General features: G+C 76.8%; 14 protein-coding genes. 3 read left to right on the top strand and 11 right to left on the bottom strand.

Features of this window, described 5'->3' with window-relative positions:
- Nucleotides 1–109 precede the first annotated feature (109 nt).
- The 3 genes from AC2TEW_RS21350 to AC2TEW_RS21340 form a co-directional block, all read right to left on the bottom strand.
- The gene (locus tag AC2TEW_RS21350) at nucleotides 110–1,732 is read right to left on the bottom strand and encodes a phytoene desaturase family protein (RefSeq protein WP_484624927.1); all 1,623 of its coding nucleotides are present in this window, start codon (nucleotides 1,730–1,732) and stop codon (nucleotides 110–112) included.
- A 128-nt stretch (nucleotides 1,733–1,860) separates the two neighbouring features.
- A complete protein-coding gene (locus tag AC2TEW_RS21345) occupies nucleotides 1,861–2,202 on the bottom strand; it encodes a hypothetical protein (protein WP_484624926.1) in 342 nt (113 codons plus the stop codon).
- Between the two features lie 153 nt (nucleotides 2,203–2,355).
- Nucleotides 2,356–3,663, bottom strand: a complete 1,308-nt coding sequence (locus AC2TEW_RS21340) for a diacylglycerol/lipid kinase family protein (protein ID WP_484624925.1) — start codon at nucleotides 3,661–3,663, stop codon at nucleotides 2,356–2,358.
- A gap of 512 nt (nucleotides 3,664–4,175) precedes the next feature.
- Here AC2TEW_RS21340 and AC2TEW_RS21335 point away from each other — a divergent pair.
- Nucleotides 4,176–5,183 carry an NADP-dependent oxidoreductase gene (locus AC2TEW_RS21335; RefSeq protein ID WP_484624924.1) on the top strand — a complete coding sequence of 336 codons (1,008 nt, stop codon included), beginning with the start codon at nucleotides 4,176–4,178 and terminating at the stop codon, nucleotides 5,181–5,183.
- A gap of 140 nt (nucleotides 5,184–5,323) precedes the next feature.
- Here AC2TEW_RS21335 and AC2TEW_RS21330 read toward each other — a convergent pair whose 3' ends face one another.
- Complete coding sequence (locus tag AC2TEW_RS21330; RefSeq protein WP_484624923.1) at nucleotides 5,324–6,082, bottom strand: Mut7-C RNAse domain-containing protein; 759 nt, start codon at nucleotides 6,080–6,082, stop codon at nucleotides 5,324–5,326.
- A gap of 107 nt (nucleotides 6,083–6,189) precedes the next feature.
- On the bottom strand, nucleotides 6,190–6,594 hold the full coding sequence (locus tag AC2TEW_RS21325; protein WP_484624922.1) for a PPOX class F420-dependent oxidoreductase: 405 nt from the start codon (nucleotides 6,592–6,594) through the stop codon (nucleotides 6,190–6,192).
- A gap of 69 nt (nucleotides 6,595–6,663) precedes the next feature.
- Between AC2TEW_RS21325 and AC2TEW_RS21320 the strand changes: the two genes are divergently transcribed.
- Both AC2TEW_RS21320 and AC2TEW_RS21315 read left to right on the top strand, forming a co-directional pair.
- Complete coding sequence (locus tag AC2TEW_RS21320) at nucleotides 6,664–7,350, top strand: TetR/AcrR family transcriptional regulator (RefSeq protein WP_484624921.1); 687 nt, start codon at nucleotides 6,664–6,666, stop codon at nucleotides 7,348–7,350.
- The gene (locus tag AC2TEW_RS21315; protein WP_484624920.1) at nucleotides 7,347–8,786 is read left to right on the top strand and encodes an MFS transporter; all 1,440 of its coding nucleotides are present in this window, start codon (nucleotides 7,347–7,349) and stop codon (nucleotides 8,784–8,786) included. The genes AC2TEW_RS21320 and AC2TEW_RS21315 overlap by 4 nt, the downstream gene beginning before the upstream one ends.
- A 385-nt stretch (nucleotides 8,787–9,171) precedes the next feature.
- On the opposite strand, the gene AC2TEW_RS21310 is transcribed toward AC2TEW_RS21315, so the two are convergent.
- From AC2TEW_RS21310 to AC2TEW_RS21285, 6 genes are all read right to left on the bottom strand, one after another.
- The gene (locus AC2TEW_RS21310; RefSeq protein WP_484624919.1) at nucleotides 9,172–10,005 is read right to left on the bottom strand and encodes an alpha/beta fold hydrolase; all 834 of its coding nucleotides are present in this window, start codon (nucleotides 10,003–10,005) and stop codon (nucleotides 9,172–9,174) included.
- Between the two features lie 22 nt (nucleotides 10,006–10,027).
- Complete coding sequence (locus AC2TEW_RS21305; protein WP_484624918.1) at nucleotides 10,028–10,816, bottom strand: formyltransferase family protein; 789 nt, start codon at nucleotides 10,814–10,816, stop codon at nucleotides 10,028–10,030.
- Nucleotides 10,813–14,634 (bottom strand): amino acid adenylation domain-containing protein, encoded by a 3,822-nt coding sequence (locus AC2TEW_RS21300; protein WP_484624917.1) that lies wholly within the window; start codon nucleotides 14,632–14,634, stop codon nucleotides 10,813–10,815. The genes AC2TEW_RS21305 and AC2TEW_RS21300 overlap by 4 nt, the downstream gene beginning before the upstream one ends.
- An 83-nt stretch (nucleotides 14,635–14,717) precedes the next feature.
- Entirely contained in the window at nucleotides 14,718–15,761 is a 1,044-nt protein-coding gene (locus AC2TEW_RS21295; RefSeq protein WP_484624916.1) for an NAD-dependent epimerase/dehydratase family protein, read from the bottom strand.
- Nucleotides 15,758–17,794 (bottom strand): fatty acid CoA ligase family protein, encoded by a 2,037-nt coding sequence (locus AC2TEW_RS21290; protein ID WP_484624915.1) that lies wholly within the window; start codon nucleotides 17,792–17,794, stop codon nucleotides 15,758–15,760. Before AC2TEW_RS21290 ends, AC2TEW_RS21295 begins: the two co-directional genes overlap by 4 nt.
- Nucleotides 17,791–18,729, bottom strand: coding sequence for a hypothetical protein (locus AC2TEW_RS21285; protein ID WP_484624914.1), 939 nt, complete (start codon nucleotides 18,727–18,729; stop codon nucleotides 17,791–17,793). The genes AC2TEW_RS21290 and AC2TEW_RS21285 overlap by 4 nt, the downstream gene beginning before the upstream one ends.
- Nucleotide 18,730: the final 1 nt, after the last annotated feature.

The following is an 18,730-nucleotide window of genomic DNA, read 5'->3' as shown; positions in this document are numbered from 1 at the left end:
CGCCGTCCGGTTCGTCCGCGTCCCAGTACGTCCGGCTCCGACCCTAACGCCAACTGCCCGGCGGCACCGGCGAACCGGGCCCGGCCGTGCCGCGCCGTGCCGCCGGCGCCTACTGCCCGAGCGCGGCCATCGCCGCGTTGTGGCCCGGGATGCCGCTGACCCCGCCGCCCCGGACGGCGCCGGCCCCGCAGAGCAGCACGTTGCGGTGGCGGGTGGCGACACCCCAGCGGGCGGCGGGGGAACCGGGGTCGAGGGCATCGGCGGGGTCGCCGAACGGGAACTGCAGCTCCCGGTGGAAGATGTTGCCGCCCGGCAGGCCGAGTTCGCGCTCCAGGTCGGGCGGCGTCTTCGCCTCGATGCACGGCTGCCCCTGCCCGTCCACGGCCAGGCAGTCGGCGAGCGGTTCGGCGAGGTGGGCCTCCAGCGGTCCGAGTACCGCCCGCAGCGCCGCCTCCCGGAGCGCGTCGGCGTCCCCCGGCCCGGGACGGTCGCCCGCGAACAGCCGGGCCGGAAGCTGCAGACCGAACAGGGTGAGCGTGTGGTAGCCCTGCCCGGCCAGCTCCGGACCGAGGATCGACGGGTCGGTGAGCGAGTGGCAGTAGATCTCCGACGGCGCGGCGGCCGGCAGTGCGCCCGCGGCGGCCTGCCGGTAGGCGGCCTCCAACTCGCGGTAGGACTCGGCGATGTGGAAGGTCCCGGCGAAGGCCTCGCGCGGGTCCACCGCGGTGTCGCGCAGCCGGGGCAGGCGCCGCAGCAGCATGTTGACCTTCAGCTGTGCGCCCTCGGGTGCGGGGTCCGCCGCGGGCTCGCCCAGCAGGCGGTCCAGGACCGCGGGGGCGGCGCCGCACAGCACCTGGCGGGCGCCCACGGTGTGCTCCCCGTCGCCGGTATGGAACGTCACCTCGGCGGTGGCGCCGTCCGTCGCCACCGCCGTCACCTCGCACCCGGTGCGCAGTTCGGCGCCGGCCGCGCGCGCCGCCCCGGCCAGCGCGGTGGTGAAGGCGCCCATGCCGCCGACGGGCACGTCCCAGTCGCCGGTGCCGCCGCCGATCACGTGGTACAGGAAACAGCGGTTCTGCCGCAGCGAGGGGTCATGGGCGTGGGTGAACGTACCGACCAGCGCGTCGGTCAGCACCACCCCGCGCACCAGGTCGTCGGCGAAGTGCCGTTCGACGCTCTCACCGATCGGACGCTCGAACAGGGCCTCCCAGGCCTCGGGTTCGGCCACCTGCCGACGCAGCTCCGCGCGGGTCGGCAGCGGCTCGGTGAGCGTCGGGAAGACCCGCTGCGCGACCCGGCCGGTCATCCCGTAGAACTCCTGCCACGCCTCGAACTCCCGGTCGGATCCGGTCAGTTCGCGGAAGGCGCGGGCGGTCCTGGCCCGGTCCGCGACATCCACCAGCAGCCCGGTCGGCCGCCCGTCGCGGACGGTCGGGGTGTACGAGGAGATCCGCCGCCGGCGCACCGCGAAGCTCAGACCGAGCTCCGCGACGATCTTCGGCGGCAGCAGGCTCACCAGGTACGAGTACTGCGACAGCCGGGCCGGGACACCCTCGAACGCCTCGGTCGACACCGCGGCGCCGCCGGTTCTGCCGAGCCGCTCCAGCAGCAGCACGCTGCGCCCGGCGCGGGCCAGGTAGGCGGCGGCGACCAGACCGTTGTGGCCGCCGCCGACCACCACGACGTCGTACGAGGAGCGGGCCGGGACTCCGGCCGGGGAATCGGGCTGCATCCAGCCGTCCTATCAGGACCGCCCCGGGTTGACCAGGGTGCGCGCTGCCCGCCCGGCACTTTCGACGGCCCCGGCGCCCTCCACGCCCCGGCACGCTCGGTGGACGGGCAGCGGCGGGCCCGGTGCGCTCAGTGCACCGTCATCAGCGGCCCGTGCGGCACCCGGGTGGCCGCCGGTGCCACCGGCAGGTCGGTGAGCGCGGCGAACACCGCGCAGACCTCGCCCGCCGCGGTCCGCATCTCCTCGCTCTCGCCGGGCCTGACCACCAGGTCGGCCAGGATCAGCAGCGCGGCCCGCAGCGCGCCGACCGGGACCTCCACCGTCCGCAGCGCGGTGAGCGCGTCGGACGCCTGCTCGGCGGCGCTGGTGACCCAGGACTGCTGCGCCAGGTCCGGCGACGAGCCCGGCGCCGGGGTCGGGGGTGAGGCGGGTGCGGCGTGCAGGGCGCGGAGCGGGTTCCTATGGCTCATGACCAGAGCAACGACCCGGACGCCTCCCGGATGCTGCGCGTACGGGTGATCGCTGCGGCTGCCCGGGCGGCCGGCCACCCGCCCAGCCGTCCGGGCGGGTACAGGGCCGGTGGTGCAGGGGTCGGCGGCGTGCGGGGGTCCGTGGTGCAGGGCTCAGTGGTGCAGGGCGAGGGCGCGCAGCCGGTGCCAGTTGCGCAGCAGGCCGGTCCGCGGGTTCCCGGGCCGGTCCCTGGGCACCCGGACCCGGAGCGCCCCGGGGCGGAGCGTGCAGCGCACCGGCACCGGCAGCATCAGCGACTCGCCGTCGACCGCGACCGGGATCTCCGGGGTGTCGGCGGTGACCACCACCTCGGTCGCGGTCAGCTCGGTGACCCCGGCCGACTGGGCGCCGAGCGCCACCGCGGCGGCCTGCGCCGCGCCCTCGACCCGCAGGCCGAGCACGCCGAGCCGCCCGGTGTCCAGCCGGGGCCGCCGTCCGCCGCCGAGCCGGTCCCGGGTGTCGTACGGGTTGTTGCTGACCAGCAGCGCCTGGGGGTGGGTCAGCTGCACGCCGTCCGCGTCGGCGGTGAGCCGGGCGCCGGCCTGGCCGGCGAGCAGCTCGGGCAGTGCTTCCAGGGCGGTGCCGGCCTTGGCGTCGCGGTAGGCGGGGCTCTGCACGATCTCGGCGTACGCGCCGAAGGAGACCGTGTTGACGAACGCCCGCCCGGCCACCGTGCCGAGGTCCACGCGCAGTTCCACGCCCTGGAGCAGGGCGTCCAGGCACCGGGTGGGGTCGGTGCGGTCGAGGCCGAGGTCCATCGCGAAGTGGTTGCGGGTCCCGGCGGAGACCACCAGGAACGGCAGGTCGTGTTCGGCGGCGACCTCCGCGACCAGGGCCTGGGTGCCGTCGCCGCCCGCGACCCCGAGCAGGTCGGCGCCGTCGGCGACCGCCTGCCGGGCGATGGCGGCGACGTCCTGGGGCACCGAGGTGTCGAGCAGGACGACCCGGGCGCCCAGCGACTCCGCGCGGGCCACCAGGCCGAAGCGCTCGACCTTGCCGCCGCCCGAGCGCGGATTCATGATCAGTACGGCCCGGCGGGGCGCCGGGCTGACGTGCGCGAGCAGGTCGGCCACCGGCCGGGTGAGCCGCAGCGCGCGGTCCGCGCAGGTGAGCGCGGCCACCCAGAGCGCCAGCGCGGCCACGGCGGGCGCCCACAGGCCGGTACCGACGAAGAACGCCATCAGCGCCCCGAGCGCCAGCAGCACCAGCACCGCGCCCAGCACCCGGACCAGTCCCCGGTGCGCCAGCGTCCACCAGGCGCCGGCCGCCGCCGCGGTCAGCCCGGCGGCTGCCGCGAGGACCAGGCCCGGCCCGCGCACGACCACCAGCGCCAGCAGCAGGAGGACCGCCAGCAGCCCGCAGCCCAGCGCGGTCCGCGCCAGCACCCGGGCCCGGCCCGCCGCTTCCTTCGGCCCGCTCATCCTCGGCTCCCTCACTGTCCCCGCCCTCCGTATCGATCATGCCCGAGGACGGTAGCGCGACGCCCGCCCGCCCCGGGCGGGTTCCGGCCCACCGGCGGCCGGCCGACCGCCCTCAGGAGGACGTCTCGGGCCTCGGGTACCCCGACCAGCCGGTTCGCTACCACCGGGCAGGGTCCGGCCGGTCCCGGCCCCGGCGGGGCACCTGCGGCGGGCCGGGCGGCGCGCCGGGGCGGCCGACGTGGCCGGTGCGCGTCGGCCCGCGGGGCGAGTCCGTCGGGCACGGGCGTCTCCCAGGGCTGTCGCGACCGGTCTCCGCATCCGCGAACGGTCTCCAGCATCCGCGAACGGGCGGCGCGGGGGCGAGCAGGCGGGGCCGTGTCGGGCGGGACAACGGACCGGCCGCCGCGCGGGCCCCTGGCCAGATGACTAAGCGCTTGCTTAGAATGCAGCGAATCGAACGTCGCCGGACGCCGGCCGAACCGGCCGGCCGGATGTCAGCCCCAGGAGCCGTCATGCCGGGAACCAACCGCCAGATCCGCCTCGCCCGCCGCCCGGTGGGCGCGGTCGTGCCCGAGGACTGGGAGCACGTCACCGAGCCGGCCGCCGCCCCCGGTCCGGGCATGTTCGCCGGGCGGACCCGCTTCATCTCGCTGGACCCGGCGATGCGCGGCTGGCTCGACGACCGCCCCTCCTACCTGCCGCCGGTCGGCATCGGCGAGGTGATGCGGGCCGGTTCGGTGATCGAGGTGACCGAGTCCGACCACCCCGGCTACCGGCCCGGCGACTTCGTGGTCGGCACCTTCGGCGTCCAGGAGTACGTGGTCTCCGACGGCAAGGGCACGCTGAAGGTCGACCCGGCGCTCGCCCCGCTCCCGACCTACCTCGGTGCGCTCGGAATGCCCGGCCTGACGGCCTACTTCGGGCTGCTGGACGTCGGCGCGCTCAAGGAGGGCGAGACGGTCGTGGTGTCCGGCGCGGCCGGCGCCGTCGGCAGCGTCGCCGGTCAGATCGCCAAGGCCAAGGGCTGCCGGGTGATCGGCATCGCGGGCGGCCCCGACAAGTGCGCCCTGCTGACCGAGGAGCTCGGCTTCGACGCGGCCGTCGACTACCGCGCCGAGGACGTCCGCAAGGCGCTGCGCACCCACGCGCCCGACGGCATCGACGTGTACTTCGACAACGTCGGCGGCGAGATCCTGGACGCCGCGCTGACCCGCCTGGCGATGCACGCCCGGGTGGTGATCTGCGGCGCGATCAGCCAGTACAACAACGAGACGGCCGTGCAGGGCCCGTCCAACTACCTGTCGCTGCTGGTGCGGCGGGCCAGGATGGAGGGCTTCGTGGTGTTCGACTACGCGAAGCGCTACGGGGAGGCCGCCCGGGAGCTGGCCGGCTGGATCGGTGACGGCCGGATCAAGGTGAAGGAGCACCTGGTGACAGGCACCCTGGACGACTTCCCGGCCACCCTGCAGATGCTGTTCCGCGGGGAGAACACCGGAAAGCTGGTGCTGGAACTCTCCTGACCCGCGCCCGGCCGGGTCCGCCGCGGTGATCCGTGCCGGACCCGGCCGCCGGTCGTCAGCCGTTACCCGCCGGTCGTCAGCCGTTACCCGCCGGTCGTCAGCCGTTACCCGCCGGCCGTCACCCGTCAGTTGTCAGTCGCTCAGTGCGGGGTGCGGTCGCCGGCCTGGCCGAACTCGGCCACCGCCTCCTCGACGATCGCGTTCAGGCTGGCGTGGTGAGCACCCCGCCAGTACACCTTCGCGCACTCGCCGCACTGCGCGAAGACGTCGAAGGACCGCTCCGTGCCGTCCTCCAGGTGCTCGTGCACCGCCTCCTTCGAGGCGCTGCGCAGCAGCCCGTTGCAGGCCGTGCACCTGGTCCACGGCGCCAGTGGCGGCGCGAACCGCGACAGCACGTCCCGCAGTTGCTCGGCCGGGCGGTGGCTGTGGACGTGGGCCCCGGCCCACAGCTCGCGGCGGCGCAGCAGCCCCCGGTCGCGCGAGAGCATCACCCGTTGCTCGGCGGCGGAGCGGGCGGCGAGCGCCGGGTCGCCGATGTCGACACTCTCGTACGCGGCGTCCACCCCGAGCAGCCGCAGCCGGCGCGCCAGCGTGCCGAGATGGACGTCGAGCAGGAAGCGCGCCGGGCCCGGCAGCGGCTGAGGCCTGGTCACCGGGTGGACGGAGATCTCCTCGCCGGGCCCGGGGAGGTGCCCGGCGGGCACCTCGCGGCGCTGCGCCGGGCCCGCGTCCAGGACGAACCGGCCCACCTCGGTGAGCGGTACCCCGAGGGACTCCACCAGGTGGCCGAGCGTCGACGCGCCGTCGGTGCGCACCGCGGCGCGTCCCGCCCGGTGCCGGGGTGCGACGAACACGTGCAGCTCAGGGGCGAATTCGAGCCAGATCTCCGGTTTCTCCACGGGCTCAGCATGCCAGCGCGCCGAACGGCGCCGCCAGCGCATTCCCGGCGCCGGGGCCGAGCGACGCTCCGTCGGCCCGTCGGCCCGTCGGCCCGTCGGCCCGTCGGTCAGTCCGTCAGGGTGATCCGGATGCCGGTGGTGCCGTCCTCGCCGCGCCGCAGCCGGCTGCCCAGCAGGGTCACCACGCCGAGCAGGCCGTACTTCTGGCGCAGCAGGGTGCGGTAGGCGGCCGTGCGCTGCGGGGTGCAGATCTCCGCGGTCGCCGGGTACTGCTCGCCGGTCGGGTTGCCGCGGGCGTCGCACGGGCCGACCAGTACGTCGGCCCGGTTGCGGATCCGCTTGACCTTCCAGGAGCCGGTGACCGTCCAGATCCCGAGCGCGTCGCCGTCCCGTACCACCCAGACCGGGGTGGGCACCGGTGTGCCGTCCTTGCGGAAGGTGGTGACGAGCAGGTAGCTGCCGGTGGCGAGGCGGACCAGGCGTTCCAGGCGGTCGTTCGGGGTGGCGTCCATGGCGCGAAGTCTAGGCCCTGGCCACGGTGCGTAGACAGTGTCTACGCGGCTCTGCTAGAAACAACCGCCATGGAACCCGAGAGCTCCCTGCGCGAGCGGCTGATCGACGTCGGCGTCGACCTGGTGACGACCGAGGGCGCCGGCTCGCTCGGCCTGCGCGAGATCGCCCGCCGGGCCGGGGTGTCGCACGGCGCCCCGCGCCGGTACTTCCCCACCCACCACGCACTGCTGTCCGCCATCGCCCGCCGGGGCTTCACCGAACTCGGCGCCCGGTTCACGACCGCCCTCGACGGCCCGGCCACCCCGCGTGCCCGCCTGCGTGCGGCCGGACGGGCCTACGTCGGGTACGCGCTCGCCAACCGCGGCATGTTCGAGCTGATGTTCCGTCATGACCTGCTCGACAGCGGGCTTCGCGAAGGTGACGTGCCGGGCACCGGCCCGGCCGACGGCCACCGGCCGCTGCGGGAGTCCACCCGCCCGCTGTTCGCCCTGCTCACCGGCCTCGTCGCCGAGCACCTGGCCGCCACCGCACGGGAGCCCGCCCGCGCCGGCGCGCCCGACCCGGCCCTGGCCGCCGCCGCCCTGTGGACCAACCTGCACGGCATCGCCCAACTCTGGACCTGGGGCAGCCTGCAACTGGTCCTCGACACCACTCCGCCGCCCGGCCGCGCCCCCGCGCCGGACGACCCGTCCACCCTGCTCGACCGGCTGCTCGACGCCGCCCTCGACGCCCACCTCGGCCCGGCGGACGCATGAGCGGCACCGTACGGCCGCAGCTCGCCCTGCTGGTCAGCACCGCCGCAGCGATGATCGTCGCACTCGACGGCACCGTCCTGACGATGGCCCAGCCCAGCCTGCGCAGCGACCTCGGCGCGAGCGTCGCCCAGGTCCAGTGGACCAGCACCGGCTACCTGCTGGCGGTCGCCGCCCTGCTGGTGGTCGCCGGACGCCTCGGCGACCACCACGGCCACGCCCGGCTGCTCACCGCGGGCCTGCTGGGCTTCGGCGCGGCCTCGGCCGGGATCGCGCTCGCACCCTCGATCGGCTGGGTGATCGCCCTGCGCACCGTCCAGGGCGTGTTCGGTGCGCTCCTCCAGCCCGCCACCCTCGCCCTGCTGCGCCTCACCCACCCCGCCGACCGGATCGGCCGGGCGGTCGCCGTCCGGACCAGCGCGATCGGCGTGGCCGCGGCGGCCGGGCCGCTGATCGGGGGCGTCCTGGTCGCCCACCTCGGCTGGCGAGCGGTGTTCGTGCTCAACGTCCCGGTCACCCTGGCCGTCGCCGCGCTCACCCTCGTCGTCCGGGCCCCCGGGCCGGCGGCCGCCACCGGACCCCGGCAGCGGCCCGGCCTCACCGGCTCCGCCCTGCTCGCCGCAACCCTCGCGCTGCTGGTCCACACCCTGGTCGGGGTCCCCGTCCACGGCTGGGGCGCACCGCAGACCCTGCTCGGCGCGGGTGCCACCCTCGCCGCCGCCACCCTGCTGGCCCGCCACGAACGCCGCACCGCACAGCCGGTGGTGCCGCCCGCGGTCGCCCGGTCCGTGCCGGTCACGGCCTCGATGGCGCTCCTGCTGGTCACCGGCGCGGGCCTGTTCGGCGCGCTGTTCACGGCCACCTTCGTCCTGCAGCAGGTCCGCGGCCTCGACCCGCTCGCCAGTGCGCTGCGGATGCTGCCGCTGACCGTCCTGATGGTGCTCGGTGCGCCCGTGGCGGGCGCCGCGCTGCGCCGGTTCGGCCCGCGCGGCACGGCCGCCACCGGATCCGTCCTGGTGGTGCTCGGCGTGGCGGGCCTGGCCCGGCTCGGTGCTGACGGCCCGTGGACCGTGGTCGGCGTCGCCTGCGCCCTGCTCGGTGCGGGCTTCGCCACCGTGATGGTCACCGCCACCGGCACGGTGGTCGGCGACGCGCCACCCGGCTACGCCGGGGTGGTCGGCGGACTGAAGCAGACGGCCATGAACATCGGCCCGACCCTCGGCATCGCCGCCGCCGTCACCACCACACCCGTGAGTACCGCCACCCCGGCGGCCACGGCCCCCACCTTCCTGGCCCTCGCCGCGCTGGCCGCCACCGGCCTGCTGCCTGCCCTGCTGCTGCCCCGCCGCCCGTCCGCCCCGGCCACGGCCGGGCCTCCCGGCCGCCACGCCGACGGCCCCTCCGCCGACCGCACGGACTGGGCACCGGCCGCCCGCTGACGGCCCGCCGGGAACGGGGGGCAGGGTGCACCGGCCCGCGCCGGGCCGCCGTCGTCAGCGACGGCCACCCGGCGCGGGCCCAGCTCGGCGCCGCTCTCGGTCGGGACGCCGGGCGGGCTCCGGACGTCGTCGGGGGCGCCGCCGCCGCGCCCCGGCCGTCCGGGGTGCCGGACCCTGCCGGGCCGATGGTCACGGGCCGTCTGCCCGTAGCCCGCCGAGCATGGTGGCGGTGGCGGTGACCGGCACGGTGGCGGAGCCCGGGCCGGGCAGGGCGCGCGCGGCACCACCACGGCCCGCGAACCGTCGGCGCCGATCCGGTCCGCCCTGCGGCCGCTCACCCGAAGGCCCGACCCGCCCCGGGGCGGGTTCCCCTGCCCCGGGGCGGTCAGGTCCTCGCTTCCCGCTCCGCGGAACCGCGGCCGAGCACCGGGGAGTTGCTGCCCTCCAGCAGGATCCGGGCGACCAACTCCGGGTTGTCGCCCATCGGCACGTGGCCGCAGTCGACCAGCGGGATGAAGCGGGCGCCCGGCAGGAGCCGGCGGGCGCGGCGGCCCTGGACGTTCGGCAGCAGCCGGTCGCGGGTGCCCCAGGCAATGGTGACCGGGACGTCCGGGGGGAGGTCGGCGGGGAAGCGGGTGGCCTGTTCGGCCCGGCCGGCCAGCAGGGTCTGCCGGAAGCCCGGGGCGTCGAGCAACGCCCGGGTGTCGAGCAGCAGTTCGTGCGGGTCCAGCCGCTCGGGACGGCCGTAGATCATGCCGAACATCAGCTTGCGCCCCTGCGCGGATTCGGCGAGCCGGGCCCGGACCGCCTCGGGGGTGCGGGCGGCGAAGCGGTGCAGGTTGAGCACGCCGGACGCGTAGCGGTATCCGGCCCCGCGGTAGAACCCGGCCGGTGACAGCGCGGTCGCCGAGGACACCAGACCCTGCCGGGCGGCGTGCAGGGCGAACAGGCCGCCGAGCGAGTTGCCCGCCACGTGCGGCCGTTCGACGCCGATGGACCGGAGGAAGTCGCCGAGCACCGTCACCGCGCTGGCGATGGTGTACGGCATCCCGGCGGGCAGCGGCGGCGAGGCGCCGAAGCCCGGCAGGTCGACGGCGATCACCTCGCGCTCGCGGGCGAGCAGGTCCAGTACGGGCTTCCAGCCCTGCCAGCGGTGCCCGATGCCGTGCAGCAGAAGCAGTGGCGGGCCGTCGCCCCGGCGCTCGTGTACAAGGTCCATGGCGACGAGGATAGGACCGATGTTACCCACCGGTCACCCCATTGTGAGAACTTCCGTCAATAGTCCGCCCGACCGTCCGGGGACCACCCCCGCCACCCGGTTCCGCGCTGGTCGCCGCCGCCCGCAGCACCTCCACCAACTCCGGTACGAACGGCGCCGCCACCCCCACGTCCGTGGCCCGCCGGAAGGCCGGATGCCCGGCGTGCGAGGGCAGTTCGCGCAGCGCCCGCAGGCCGTAGTAGCCCGCCGGACGGTGCTCCCGGGCGGCGGGCGGAGCGAGGGGACGCCCGGCCGCCACCGCGTCCAGCGACCGCTCGAAGAGCTGGTGGCAGGCCTGGATCCCGCGCAGCAGCACCCGGTGGAAGCGGGCGTCGGAGGCGAGCGGGAAGGGGAGTTCGGCGAGCACCGGGCCGGTGTCCACGCCCGCGTCGACCTCGTGCAGCGTCGCGCCGTACTCGCGGTCGCCGTTCAGCAGCGCGTACGCGACGGCGGCGGACGGCAGGCCGCGGTGCTGCGGCAGCAGGCCGTTGTGGATGTTGTGGATCCGCAGGCCCCGGCCGAGCAGCGGCTCCCGGAAGATCAGCCGGTTGTTGACCGACCAGACCACGCCGTCGGTGGCGTGGCCGAGCAGCCGGTCCGCCACGGCGTTGACGTCCGAGGTGGCCGTGAACGGCACCGCGCGGCCGTCGGCGGCCCGGTCGTGCGGGCGGTCGCCGGGGTCCTCGGAGACCACCAGGTCGACCCGGTGGCCGGTGGCCAGGGCATGGGTGACGGCCCGGCGGAGCAGGGCGCCGCGCCCGACGAAGATCACGCCACCGCCTCCCCGGCCGGGAGCGAGCGGGCCGGGACCGAGCGGGTCCGATGGACGGCCGCGACCACCTGGCCCAGGGTCAACTCGCCCAGCGAGTCGCCGATCCCGTCCAGCAGGCGGTCCGCCTCGCCGGGCCGCAGCAGTTCGTCGCCGACCGCCGAGAGCATCTCCAGCACCGCCAACGAGTCCCCGCCGAGCTGCTGGAAGCCGGACCGGCGGTCGATCAGGGCACGGTCGACGCCGAGCACGTCCGCCCAGAGCGCGGCCACCCGCTGCTCGACATCGTCGGGCTCCGGCGCCGGGCCCGGCACCGGCCCGGCCGCCGGGGCGGCGCCGGAGGCCACCCAGGGGTCGGGCAGCGCCGCCAGGTCCGTCTTGCCGCTCACCGTCCGGGGGAAGTCGGCCACCGGGACCACGACCGCGGGGACCAGGTGGGCGGGCAGCCGCTCGGCGAGGTGGCCGCGCAGCTCCGCCCCGAGGCCGGGGGCGCCCCCGAGGCCGTCGGCGGCCAGTACGTACGCGCAGAGCGCCGGACTGCCTCCGCCCGGGCGCTCCCGGACCGTCACCGCAGCGGCGAGCACCGCCGGATGGCCGGTCAGGGCGGCCTGCACCTCGGCCGGCTCGACCCGGTGGCCGGCGATCTTCACCTGCTCGTCGCACCGCCCGGCGAACTCCAACGAGCCGTCCGGGAGCAGCCGGCCGAGGTCACCGGTGCGGTAGCGGCGGACGCCGTCCGCGCCGACCGGGAAACCCGCCGCCGTCAGGTCGGGCCGGCCCAGGTAGCCGCGCGCCAACTGGACGCCGGAGAGCAGGATCTCGCCGACCGTCCCGGCCTCGGGCGCGGTGACCGGTTCACCGTCGGGACCGGCCAGTTCGGCCCGGACGGACGGCGCCGGACGCCCGATCGGGATCACCGGCCCGCTCTCGGTGCCGTCCAGCACGTGCGCCAGACAGCCCACGGCGGCCTCGGTCGGACCGTACCCGTTGATGATCCGCGTCGCGGGCCCCGTCCGCCGGGCCGCCCGCACGGCCGCCGCCCGGGTGAACCGCTCGCCGCCGACCAGCAGCGTCCGCAGCCCCGACAGGTCGAGGCCGTAGCGGTCGAACAGGTCCAGGTGGGTCGGCGTCACCGCGAAGGTGTCCGCCCGGTGCAGCTCCAGCGCCTCCCGCAGCGCCGGACCGGTCGGCTCGCCCGGTACCAGCACCGCCGTGCCACCCGCCAACAGCGGTACGAACAGCGGAAAGCAGGAGATGTCGAAGGAGAGCGAGGACAGGAGGGCGAACCTGGTCCGCCCGTCCACCCCGCACAGCGCGCCCGCCCACCGGACGAAGGCCAGCAGGCTGCGGTGCTCGATCTGGACGCCCTTGGGCCGGCCGGTCGAACCGGAGGTGTGGATGACATAGGCGAGCCCGTCCGGCTCGGGCCCGGGCAGCCGGACGGCGGCGAGCGGATCCTGGCCCCCCGCCGCAGCGGCCGCGTCGGCCGCACCGGGCGCGTCGGCCGCACCGGGCGCGTCGGGCGCGTCGGGCGCGTCGTCGAGCGTCAGCACCAGGTCCGGGGCGATGCCCCGCGGCACCCGGCCGAGCAGCCGGCGCTCCGTCACACAGGCGGCCGCACCCGACTCCCGCAGCAGCTGGGCGATCCGGGCGTCCGGCTGCTGCGGATCGAGCGGCAGGTAGGCGGCCCCGGCCTTGAGCACACCCCACAGCCCGGCCACCCCGGCCGGTGTACGCCCCACCAACAGCCCCACCACCGCCTCGCGGCCCACGCCCCGCCGTACCAGCTCCGCCGCGACGGCGTCCGAACGCCGGTCGAGTGCGGCGTAGCCGACGGCCCCGGCCGGCCCGTCCAGCGCGACGGCATCCGGGGTCCGGGCCGCCTGTCGGCGGAGCAGCTCCACCACGGTGGCGGGCTCGCGCCCGTCCACCAGGCCGGAATCCGCCGGTGCCCCGGCGCAGGCAGCGGATGGCGTCCCGGCCCGGACGACCGTTCCGGTCCCGGCCCGGCGAACGCCGAGTCCGGTGGCGGTACCGTGCCCGGCGGTGCCGGGTGCCCGGAAGGCCTCGTCGGCGGACCCGTGCCCGGTCACCCGCTCGGTCGCGTCGGCCGGGTCGCCGGCTGCCGTGCGGGCTCCGCCGTCCAGCGTTTCGCGCCCGGCCGCGGCCGTGTGTCCGTCCTCGTGGTCGGCCGTGTGCCCGGTTACCCGCTCGGCCGCGTCGGCCGGGTCGCCGGCTGTCGTACGGGCTCCGCCGCGCAGCGTTTCGCCCCCGGCCGCGGCCGCGGCCGCACGTCCGTCCTCGTGGTCGGCCGTGTGCCCGGTCACCCGCTCCGCCGCGTCGGCCGGGCCGTCGGCGCGGGCATCGGGTTCGCCTTCCGTCTCGCCCCCGGGGGTGGCCGGGTCGCCCGCCGGGGCGGCGGTACCGCCGTCGGGCCGGGGGACGTCCACGGCGGGGACCGGGCCCGCGGCGGGGCGGTCGCTGTCCTGAGCGCCGAGGGTGGGCGCGTGGCCGGTTCCGGCGCCGGGCCCGTTGCCGGCGGGGGCGGTGGTCCCGGTTCCCGTGAGGGCTGCCACCAGCCGGTCCATCAGCCCGTCCGCCTGTTCGGCCAGCCGTGGGCCGCCCTGGAAGCCGACGGTCAGCTCGGTGCGGTCGGGCAGTTCCACCGCCACGCACGACACCGGCACCAGCGGCGCGTGCACCGGCAGCGCGTACACCGTGCGCGCGGTGAAACCGCCGCCCGACCAGTCGGCCGGGTCGATCCGGCCCAGGTGCGAGACGACCGCCGAGGCCAGGTGCCGGTCCCGGCGCCGGGCGACGGCCTGGCCGGTACGCAGCAGCGCGGCCACGACCGGCAGCGGCAGCCCGGCCAGCGCCGATTCGAAGCCGTCGGCGAGTTCCCGGTGCCCGGCCAGGGCCCGCAGCAGCTCCGACTGGGCGTCCTGCCACGGCTCGCCCGCGCCGAGGTCGAGGAAGAGCGGCAGCGTCAGATTGCCGGTGGCCGGCGGCCCGTCGTGGTGGCGCCGCAGGTCGGCGGGGACCATCAGCCGGGCGTGCGGCGCTCCGGTCGCGTCCGCCACCGCCTGTGCCAGCCTGGCGGTGAGCGCGGTGTACCGGTCCGGCAGGGTACGGCGGCGCCACAGCGTCCGGGCCGGTCCGCCGCGGCCGCCACCCGCGGCCTTCCCGGCGGTACCGGCAGTACCGGCAGTACCGCCGGTACCGGCGGGTGGTGCCAGCGGTGAGGGCCGGTCGAGCATGAGCGCGGGGCGGCGGCCGGTGGCCCCGGTCCGGGCCAGCAGGGCGGCGTCGGTGAGCGGGGAGCGGGCCGGCCGTGGGGCTTCGCCGCGCAGCGCCCGGAACACCTCTGCTGCCCAGAGCTGCGCGCCGTGCCCGTCCATCACGCCGTGGAAGGCCCGCAGCACGAGGGTGGTGGTGCCCGCCGCGCCGGGCAGCAGCAGCACCTCGCACCCGGGGCCGCGGACGAGGTCCAGCGGTTCCTCGAGCAGTGCCGAGCCCTGTCGCAGCTCGGGGTCGGGCACGCTGCCCGGTGGTGCGACCCGCAGCTGCGGTGGGCGTCCGGAGTCGATCCACTCGCGGCCTCGGCGCACCAGCCGGGAGCCCGGGCAGGACTCGGCGGCGGCCGCCACGGCGGCGGCGAGCCGGGCGGGGTCCAGGGTGCCGGTGCCCTCGACCACCAGCTGGAGCGCCATCGCGCTGCCGAGGCGGTGGGCGCCGAGGTACAGCCACTCGGTGGGGGAGACCGGCCGGCGGAAGGCCGACCCGGCCGCCCGGTCGACGGCCGTGGTGTCGTGCAGAGTCATCGCGGTGCTTTCTGGACGTGTCGCTCGGCGGAGCGGTCGGGATGTCGGCGGCCGGCGAGGGCCCGGGTGGCCCGCGCGGCCGGTCAGCGGACGGCGCGAACGAACTCCTCGGCCCCGCCGATCGATTCGACCCACTCCTGCAGCCGTCGCAGGCCGGTCTCCTGGTCGGTCACCGCCCGGTACCCGAGGTCCCGTTTGGCGGACGCCGTGGAGTAGGTGGTCGACCGGGTGAGCAGGGCGACCGAGTAGCGGCTCACCGGCGGCTCCCGGCGGGCGGCCAACGCCGGTACCCGCCAGAGCAGTTCGACCGCGGACACCAGCGCGTCGCGGAGCGGCGCCGGGATCCGCCGGGTCGGCGGGGTGCCGCCGAACAGCGCGGCCACCCTGGCGAGGAAGGCCCACAGGTCGGTCTGCTCCCGGTCGGCGACGAAGTACGCCCGGCCGCCGACGCGTTCGGCCGGGGCCCCGGCGGCCAGCAGCGCGGCCAGCACCGCGTTGTCGCTGTGGCACAGCGAGACCAGGACCCGGCGTCCGCCGGACAGGTCGGGCAGCCGTCCGGCCAGCATCCCGGCGAGCAGCTTCGGCAGGAACCCGGTACGGTCCCGCGGACCCCAGATGCCGCGCGGGCGCAGCGCGACGGTGGTGAACCCTGGCCGGTCGGCGGCGAGGACCAGCCGTTCGGCGGCGGCCTTGGTCTCCGAGTACAGGTTGAGCCAGCGTTGCGGGTACCCGGCGCTCTCGTCGATGCCGAGGCGGTCGCCGTCGTCCGGCCCCATCAGCGCGCTGGGGCTGCTGATGAAGACGAACCGGCGGGCGCCCGCCTCCCGGGCGGCGCCCAGCAGCCGCTCGGTTCCCGTGACGTTCTCTTCCGTGAACTGCGCCCGGGTGCCGAAGTCGGCGACCCGGGCGGCGCTGTGGTGCACCACCTCCACGCCCTCGACGGCCCGGCGCAGCGACTCCGGGTCCCCGAGGTCGCCGTGGGCCAGTTCCAGGCCGGGGACGGTCCGCAGCCTGCTCAGGTCGCTGGTGGGCCGCACCAGCGCGCGGACCTCGTGCCCGGCGCGCAGCGCGCCGTCCACCAGGTGCCCGCCGAGGAAGCCGGACGCGCCGGTGACCAGGACCTTCACCGGGCCTCCCGCGCGTCGGCCGGCGCCAGGGGCGTCACCGGGCGGGCGGCAGCGGGCAGCCTCCGCCACCAGGTGGCGCCGTACAGCATGGTGAGCGCCGCGGTCGCGGCCGGGCCGTACCCGGCCGCCCGGCCGCGGGGGAGCGCCGCGGGGATCTGCCCGGCGTGCACCACGACGCTCAGGAAGGCGTCGATCCACCACAGCGCGGCCAGGACGGGCTGGTCGACGGGGTGCAGCAGCCCGGCCGCCAGGTAGGCCCAGCCGGCCAGCGGCACCGCGCGCAGCGCCCGGCCGCGCCACCCGCCGGATCCGTCGAGGCGTCCGGCGGCCCAGCGGGCGAGCTGCTCCCGTCCGATCTTGGCGTTGTGCCGGACATCGACCGGGAACCCGGGGTGCCGCAGGAAGAGGTCCAGTCCCGCGGTCTGCGGCCGGGCTGCCCCGAGATCCCGCAACTGTGCTGTCAGTTCCTGCCACTGACGGCCGGTCAGTCCGGGATCGGTCTCCACGCACACCACCGGACGCTGGGCGCCGGCGGCCCCGACCCCGACCAGGGCTGTGCGCCGGACCAGCGGATGGGCGTTGAACACGCCCTCGCAGGCCACGGTGTACAGGTCGCCGCCGGCCGTCCGGACCCGCTGGGTACGGCGCCCGGCGAACCACAGCCGGCCCTGCGCGTCGAGCCGGCCGAGGTCGCCGGTGCGGTGCCAGCGGGTGCCGTCGGCCTCCTCGTGGATCTTGTGCTCGGCGTCGGCCGCGGGTGCGGCGTGGTAGCGGGCGCTGACCTGACCGCCGCTCACCACGATCTCGCCGACGGTGCCCTCCGCCACCTCCAGGCCCTCGTACCAGGACGGCTGCGGGCCGTCCGAGATCTCGATGATCCGGACCCGGGTGCCCGGCCCCGGGCGGCCGACGCAGGTGCCGGCGCCGAGCGGGCCCATGGCGGCGGTCCGGGCCAGGATCTCCGCGGACTCGATCGAGGTGATCGGCAGTGCCTCGGTGGCGCCGTAGCTGACGTGGACCGCGGCCCCGGGGTCCAGGACGCGCCGGAGGGTACCCACCACCTCGGCGGGGACGGGTGCGCCGCCGGACACCACGCAGCGCAGGTCCGGCAGTTCGGTGCCGTGCGCGGCCAGGTGGTCGGCGAGGCGGCGCAGCAGCGCGGGCGAGGCGAACATGGTCGAGACGCGGTACCGGACCATCGCCGCCACCAGCGGCCCGGGGTCGGCCCGGCCGACCTTCGCGGGGGCGAGCGGCGCCAGCACCAGCGTGGAGCCGAACAGCAGGTCGAACACGCCGTAGAGCGGCAGGGTGACCAGCGACACCTCGTCGCGGTCGCGGTCGTGCGCGGCCCGGACGGCGGCCGCCATCGCGGCTCCCATCCGGTGGGTGTACTCCACGCCCTTCGCGGGACCGGTGGAGCCGGTGGTGAACCCGATCATCATCAGGTCCTCGCCGCCGACCTCGGCTGGCTCGGCCGGCTCGGCCGGCGGGCCGCCGGGGCCGCCGGTGCGCAGTGCCGCGAGGGTGTGCCCGCCCCAGCCCCAGCGGCGGCCGAGGGTGACCGTCACCCGGACCCCGGCGAACGCGCGCCGGCCCAGCACCCGTACCGCGTGGGCGAGGGGCGGTCCGACGAACGCCTCGGCGCCGACCGCGCGGTAGCAGTGCAGCATCCGCCGCACCCCCATGCCCGGGTCGACCACGACCGGTACCGCGCCGCGCCGCAGCAGCGCGAACAGCAGCACGAAGAGGTCCGGTCCGGGGGCGGCCATCAGCACGGTCCGGGTGCCGTGGCCGATCCCGATCCCGGCGAAGCCGTCGGCCAGCGCGTCGACCTGTTCCTGCAGCTGCCCGTAGGTCAGTTCGCGGTAGCGGACCGATCCGTCGGCGTTCCGGCCGTCCGGGTGGACGATCGCGGTCTTCCCGGGGAACGTGCGGGCGTTGTGCGCCAGTTGCCCGGCGAGTCCGTGGGCGCCGGTGAGCAGCTGCGGCCCCGGCGCGGTGTCCGCGGCGGCGTTCGGGTGCACGGTGGTCATCGGGTCCACCGGTCCTGGGGACGGTAGGAGACGCAGGCGGCGCTCGGGCCGGCGCCGACGGCGACGAACAGCAGCTGGTCCACGTCCTCGGGCAGGCCCGCGGTGACGGCCCGCAGGTAGCCGAGGATCGGCGCGGCGGTGTGCGGGAGCCCGGTCCCGCCGCCCGGCGGGTCGGGGGTGAGCACCCGGTCCTCGGGCAGGCCGAGCCGCCCGGCCAGCCGCAGCCCGAAGTCGCCGGTCGGCCGGGACCCGATCACCAGGGTGCGCCGCAGGTCGAGCCCCTCGTCGCGGACGTGGGCCAGGGCGGTGTCGGCGGCCAGGTCGAGGAGCTGGGTGGCGAAGCCGGGGTCGCGCCGGACGGTGATCCGGTTGCGGCCGTCGGCGCGCATCCCGGCGGTCGGCAGGTATCCGGCGGTCGCCGAGGGCTCGTCGGACCCGGCCGTGCGGACCGGGCCGAAGCCGTCGGCGGTGGCCGAGCGCTCCAGCAGCAGGGCCGCGCCGAGGTCGGCGTACGGGTAGTCGTCGTCGGGGTGTTCGGCGTCCGGTGCGCCGCGCCCGCCGGGGTGGACGTCGGCGGCGGTCACCAGGACCCGCTCGGCGCCCCCGGCGACCAGCATGGACTCGGCGACCTGGACGGCGTTGAGCACCCCGCAGGCGCCGTTCATCAGGTCGAAGGAGAACGCGGCGCCCGGCACCGGGTGAGCCAGGTAGTCGAGGTTGATCCCGGCCTCCTTCTGGACCAGGGCGCCGACGGCGGGTTCGAAGGTGTTGTGCTCGCGGTACACGCCGACGTTGATCAGGACCCCGACGGCGTCCGGCGACAGCCTGGCTTCGGCCAGGCAGGCCCGGGAGGCCTCGCCGGCGAGCTGGACGGCGCGGGCGGCCGAGGCGCGCGGCGGGGCGACGACCGCGGCGGCGGTGATGACGATGGCCATC

The sequence above is a fragment of the Kitasatospora sp. NEAU-CNBT7 genome, assembly GCF_057220535.1.
Note: the sequence above shows the minus strand (reverse complement) of the source record. Positions and strands in the feature narration are given on the sequence as shown.

Excerpts from the sequence above, each read along its gene's own strand:
- AC2TEW_RS21340 (WP_484624925.1), bottom strand. The coding sequence starts at position 3,663 with ATGAGCGGGCCGAAGGAAGCGGCGGGCCGGGCCCGGGTGCTGGCGCGG.
- AC2TEW_RS21290 (WP_484624915.1), bottom strand. The coding sequence starts at position 17,794 with ATGACCACCGTGCACCCGAACGCCGCCGCGGACACCGCGCCGGGGCCG.
- AC2TEW_RS21325 (WP_484624922.1), bottom strand. The coding sequence starts at position 6,594 with ATGGACGCCACCCCGAACGACCGCCTGGAACGCCTGGTCCGCCTCGCC.
- AC2TEW_RS21320 (WP_484624921.1), top strand. The coding sequence starts at position 6,664 with ATGGAACCCGAGAGCTCCCTGCGCGAGCGGCTGATCGACGTCGGCGTC.
- AC2TEW_RS21300 (WP_484624917.1), bottom strand. The coding sequence starts at position 14,634 with ATGACTCTGCACGACACCACGGCCGTCGACCGGGCGGCCGGGTCGGCC.
- AC2TEW_RS21310 (WP_484624919.1), bottom strand. The coding sequence starts at position 10,005 with ATGGACCTTGTACACGAGCGCCGGGGCGACGGCCCGCCACTGCTTCTG.
- AC2TEW_RS21350 (WP_484624927.1), bottom strand. The coding sequence starts at position 1,732 with ATGCAGCCCGATTCCCCGGCCGGAGTCCCGGCCCGCTCCTCGTACGAC.
- AC2TEW_RS21345 (WP_484624926.1), bottom strand. The coding sequence starts at position 2,202 with ATGAGCCATAGGAACCCGCTCCGCGCCCTGCACGCCGCACCCGCCTCA.
- AC2TEW_RS21315 (WP_484624920.1), top strand. The coding sequence starts at position 7,347 with ATGAGCGGCACCGTACGGCCGCAGCTCGCCCTGCTGGTCAGCACCGCC.
- AC2TEW_RS21285 (WP_484624914.1), bottom strand. The coding sequence starts at position 18,729 with ATGGCCATCGTCATCACCGCCGCCGCGGTCGTCGCCCCGCCGCGCGCC.
- AC2TEW_RS21335 (WP_484624924.1), top strand. The coding sequence starts at position 4,176 with ATGCCGGGAACCAACCGCCAGATCCGCCTCGCCCGCCGCCCGGTGGGC.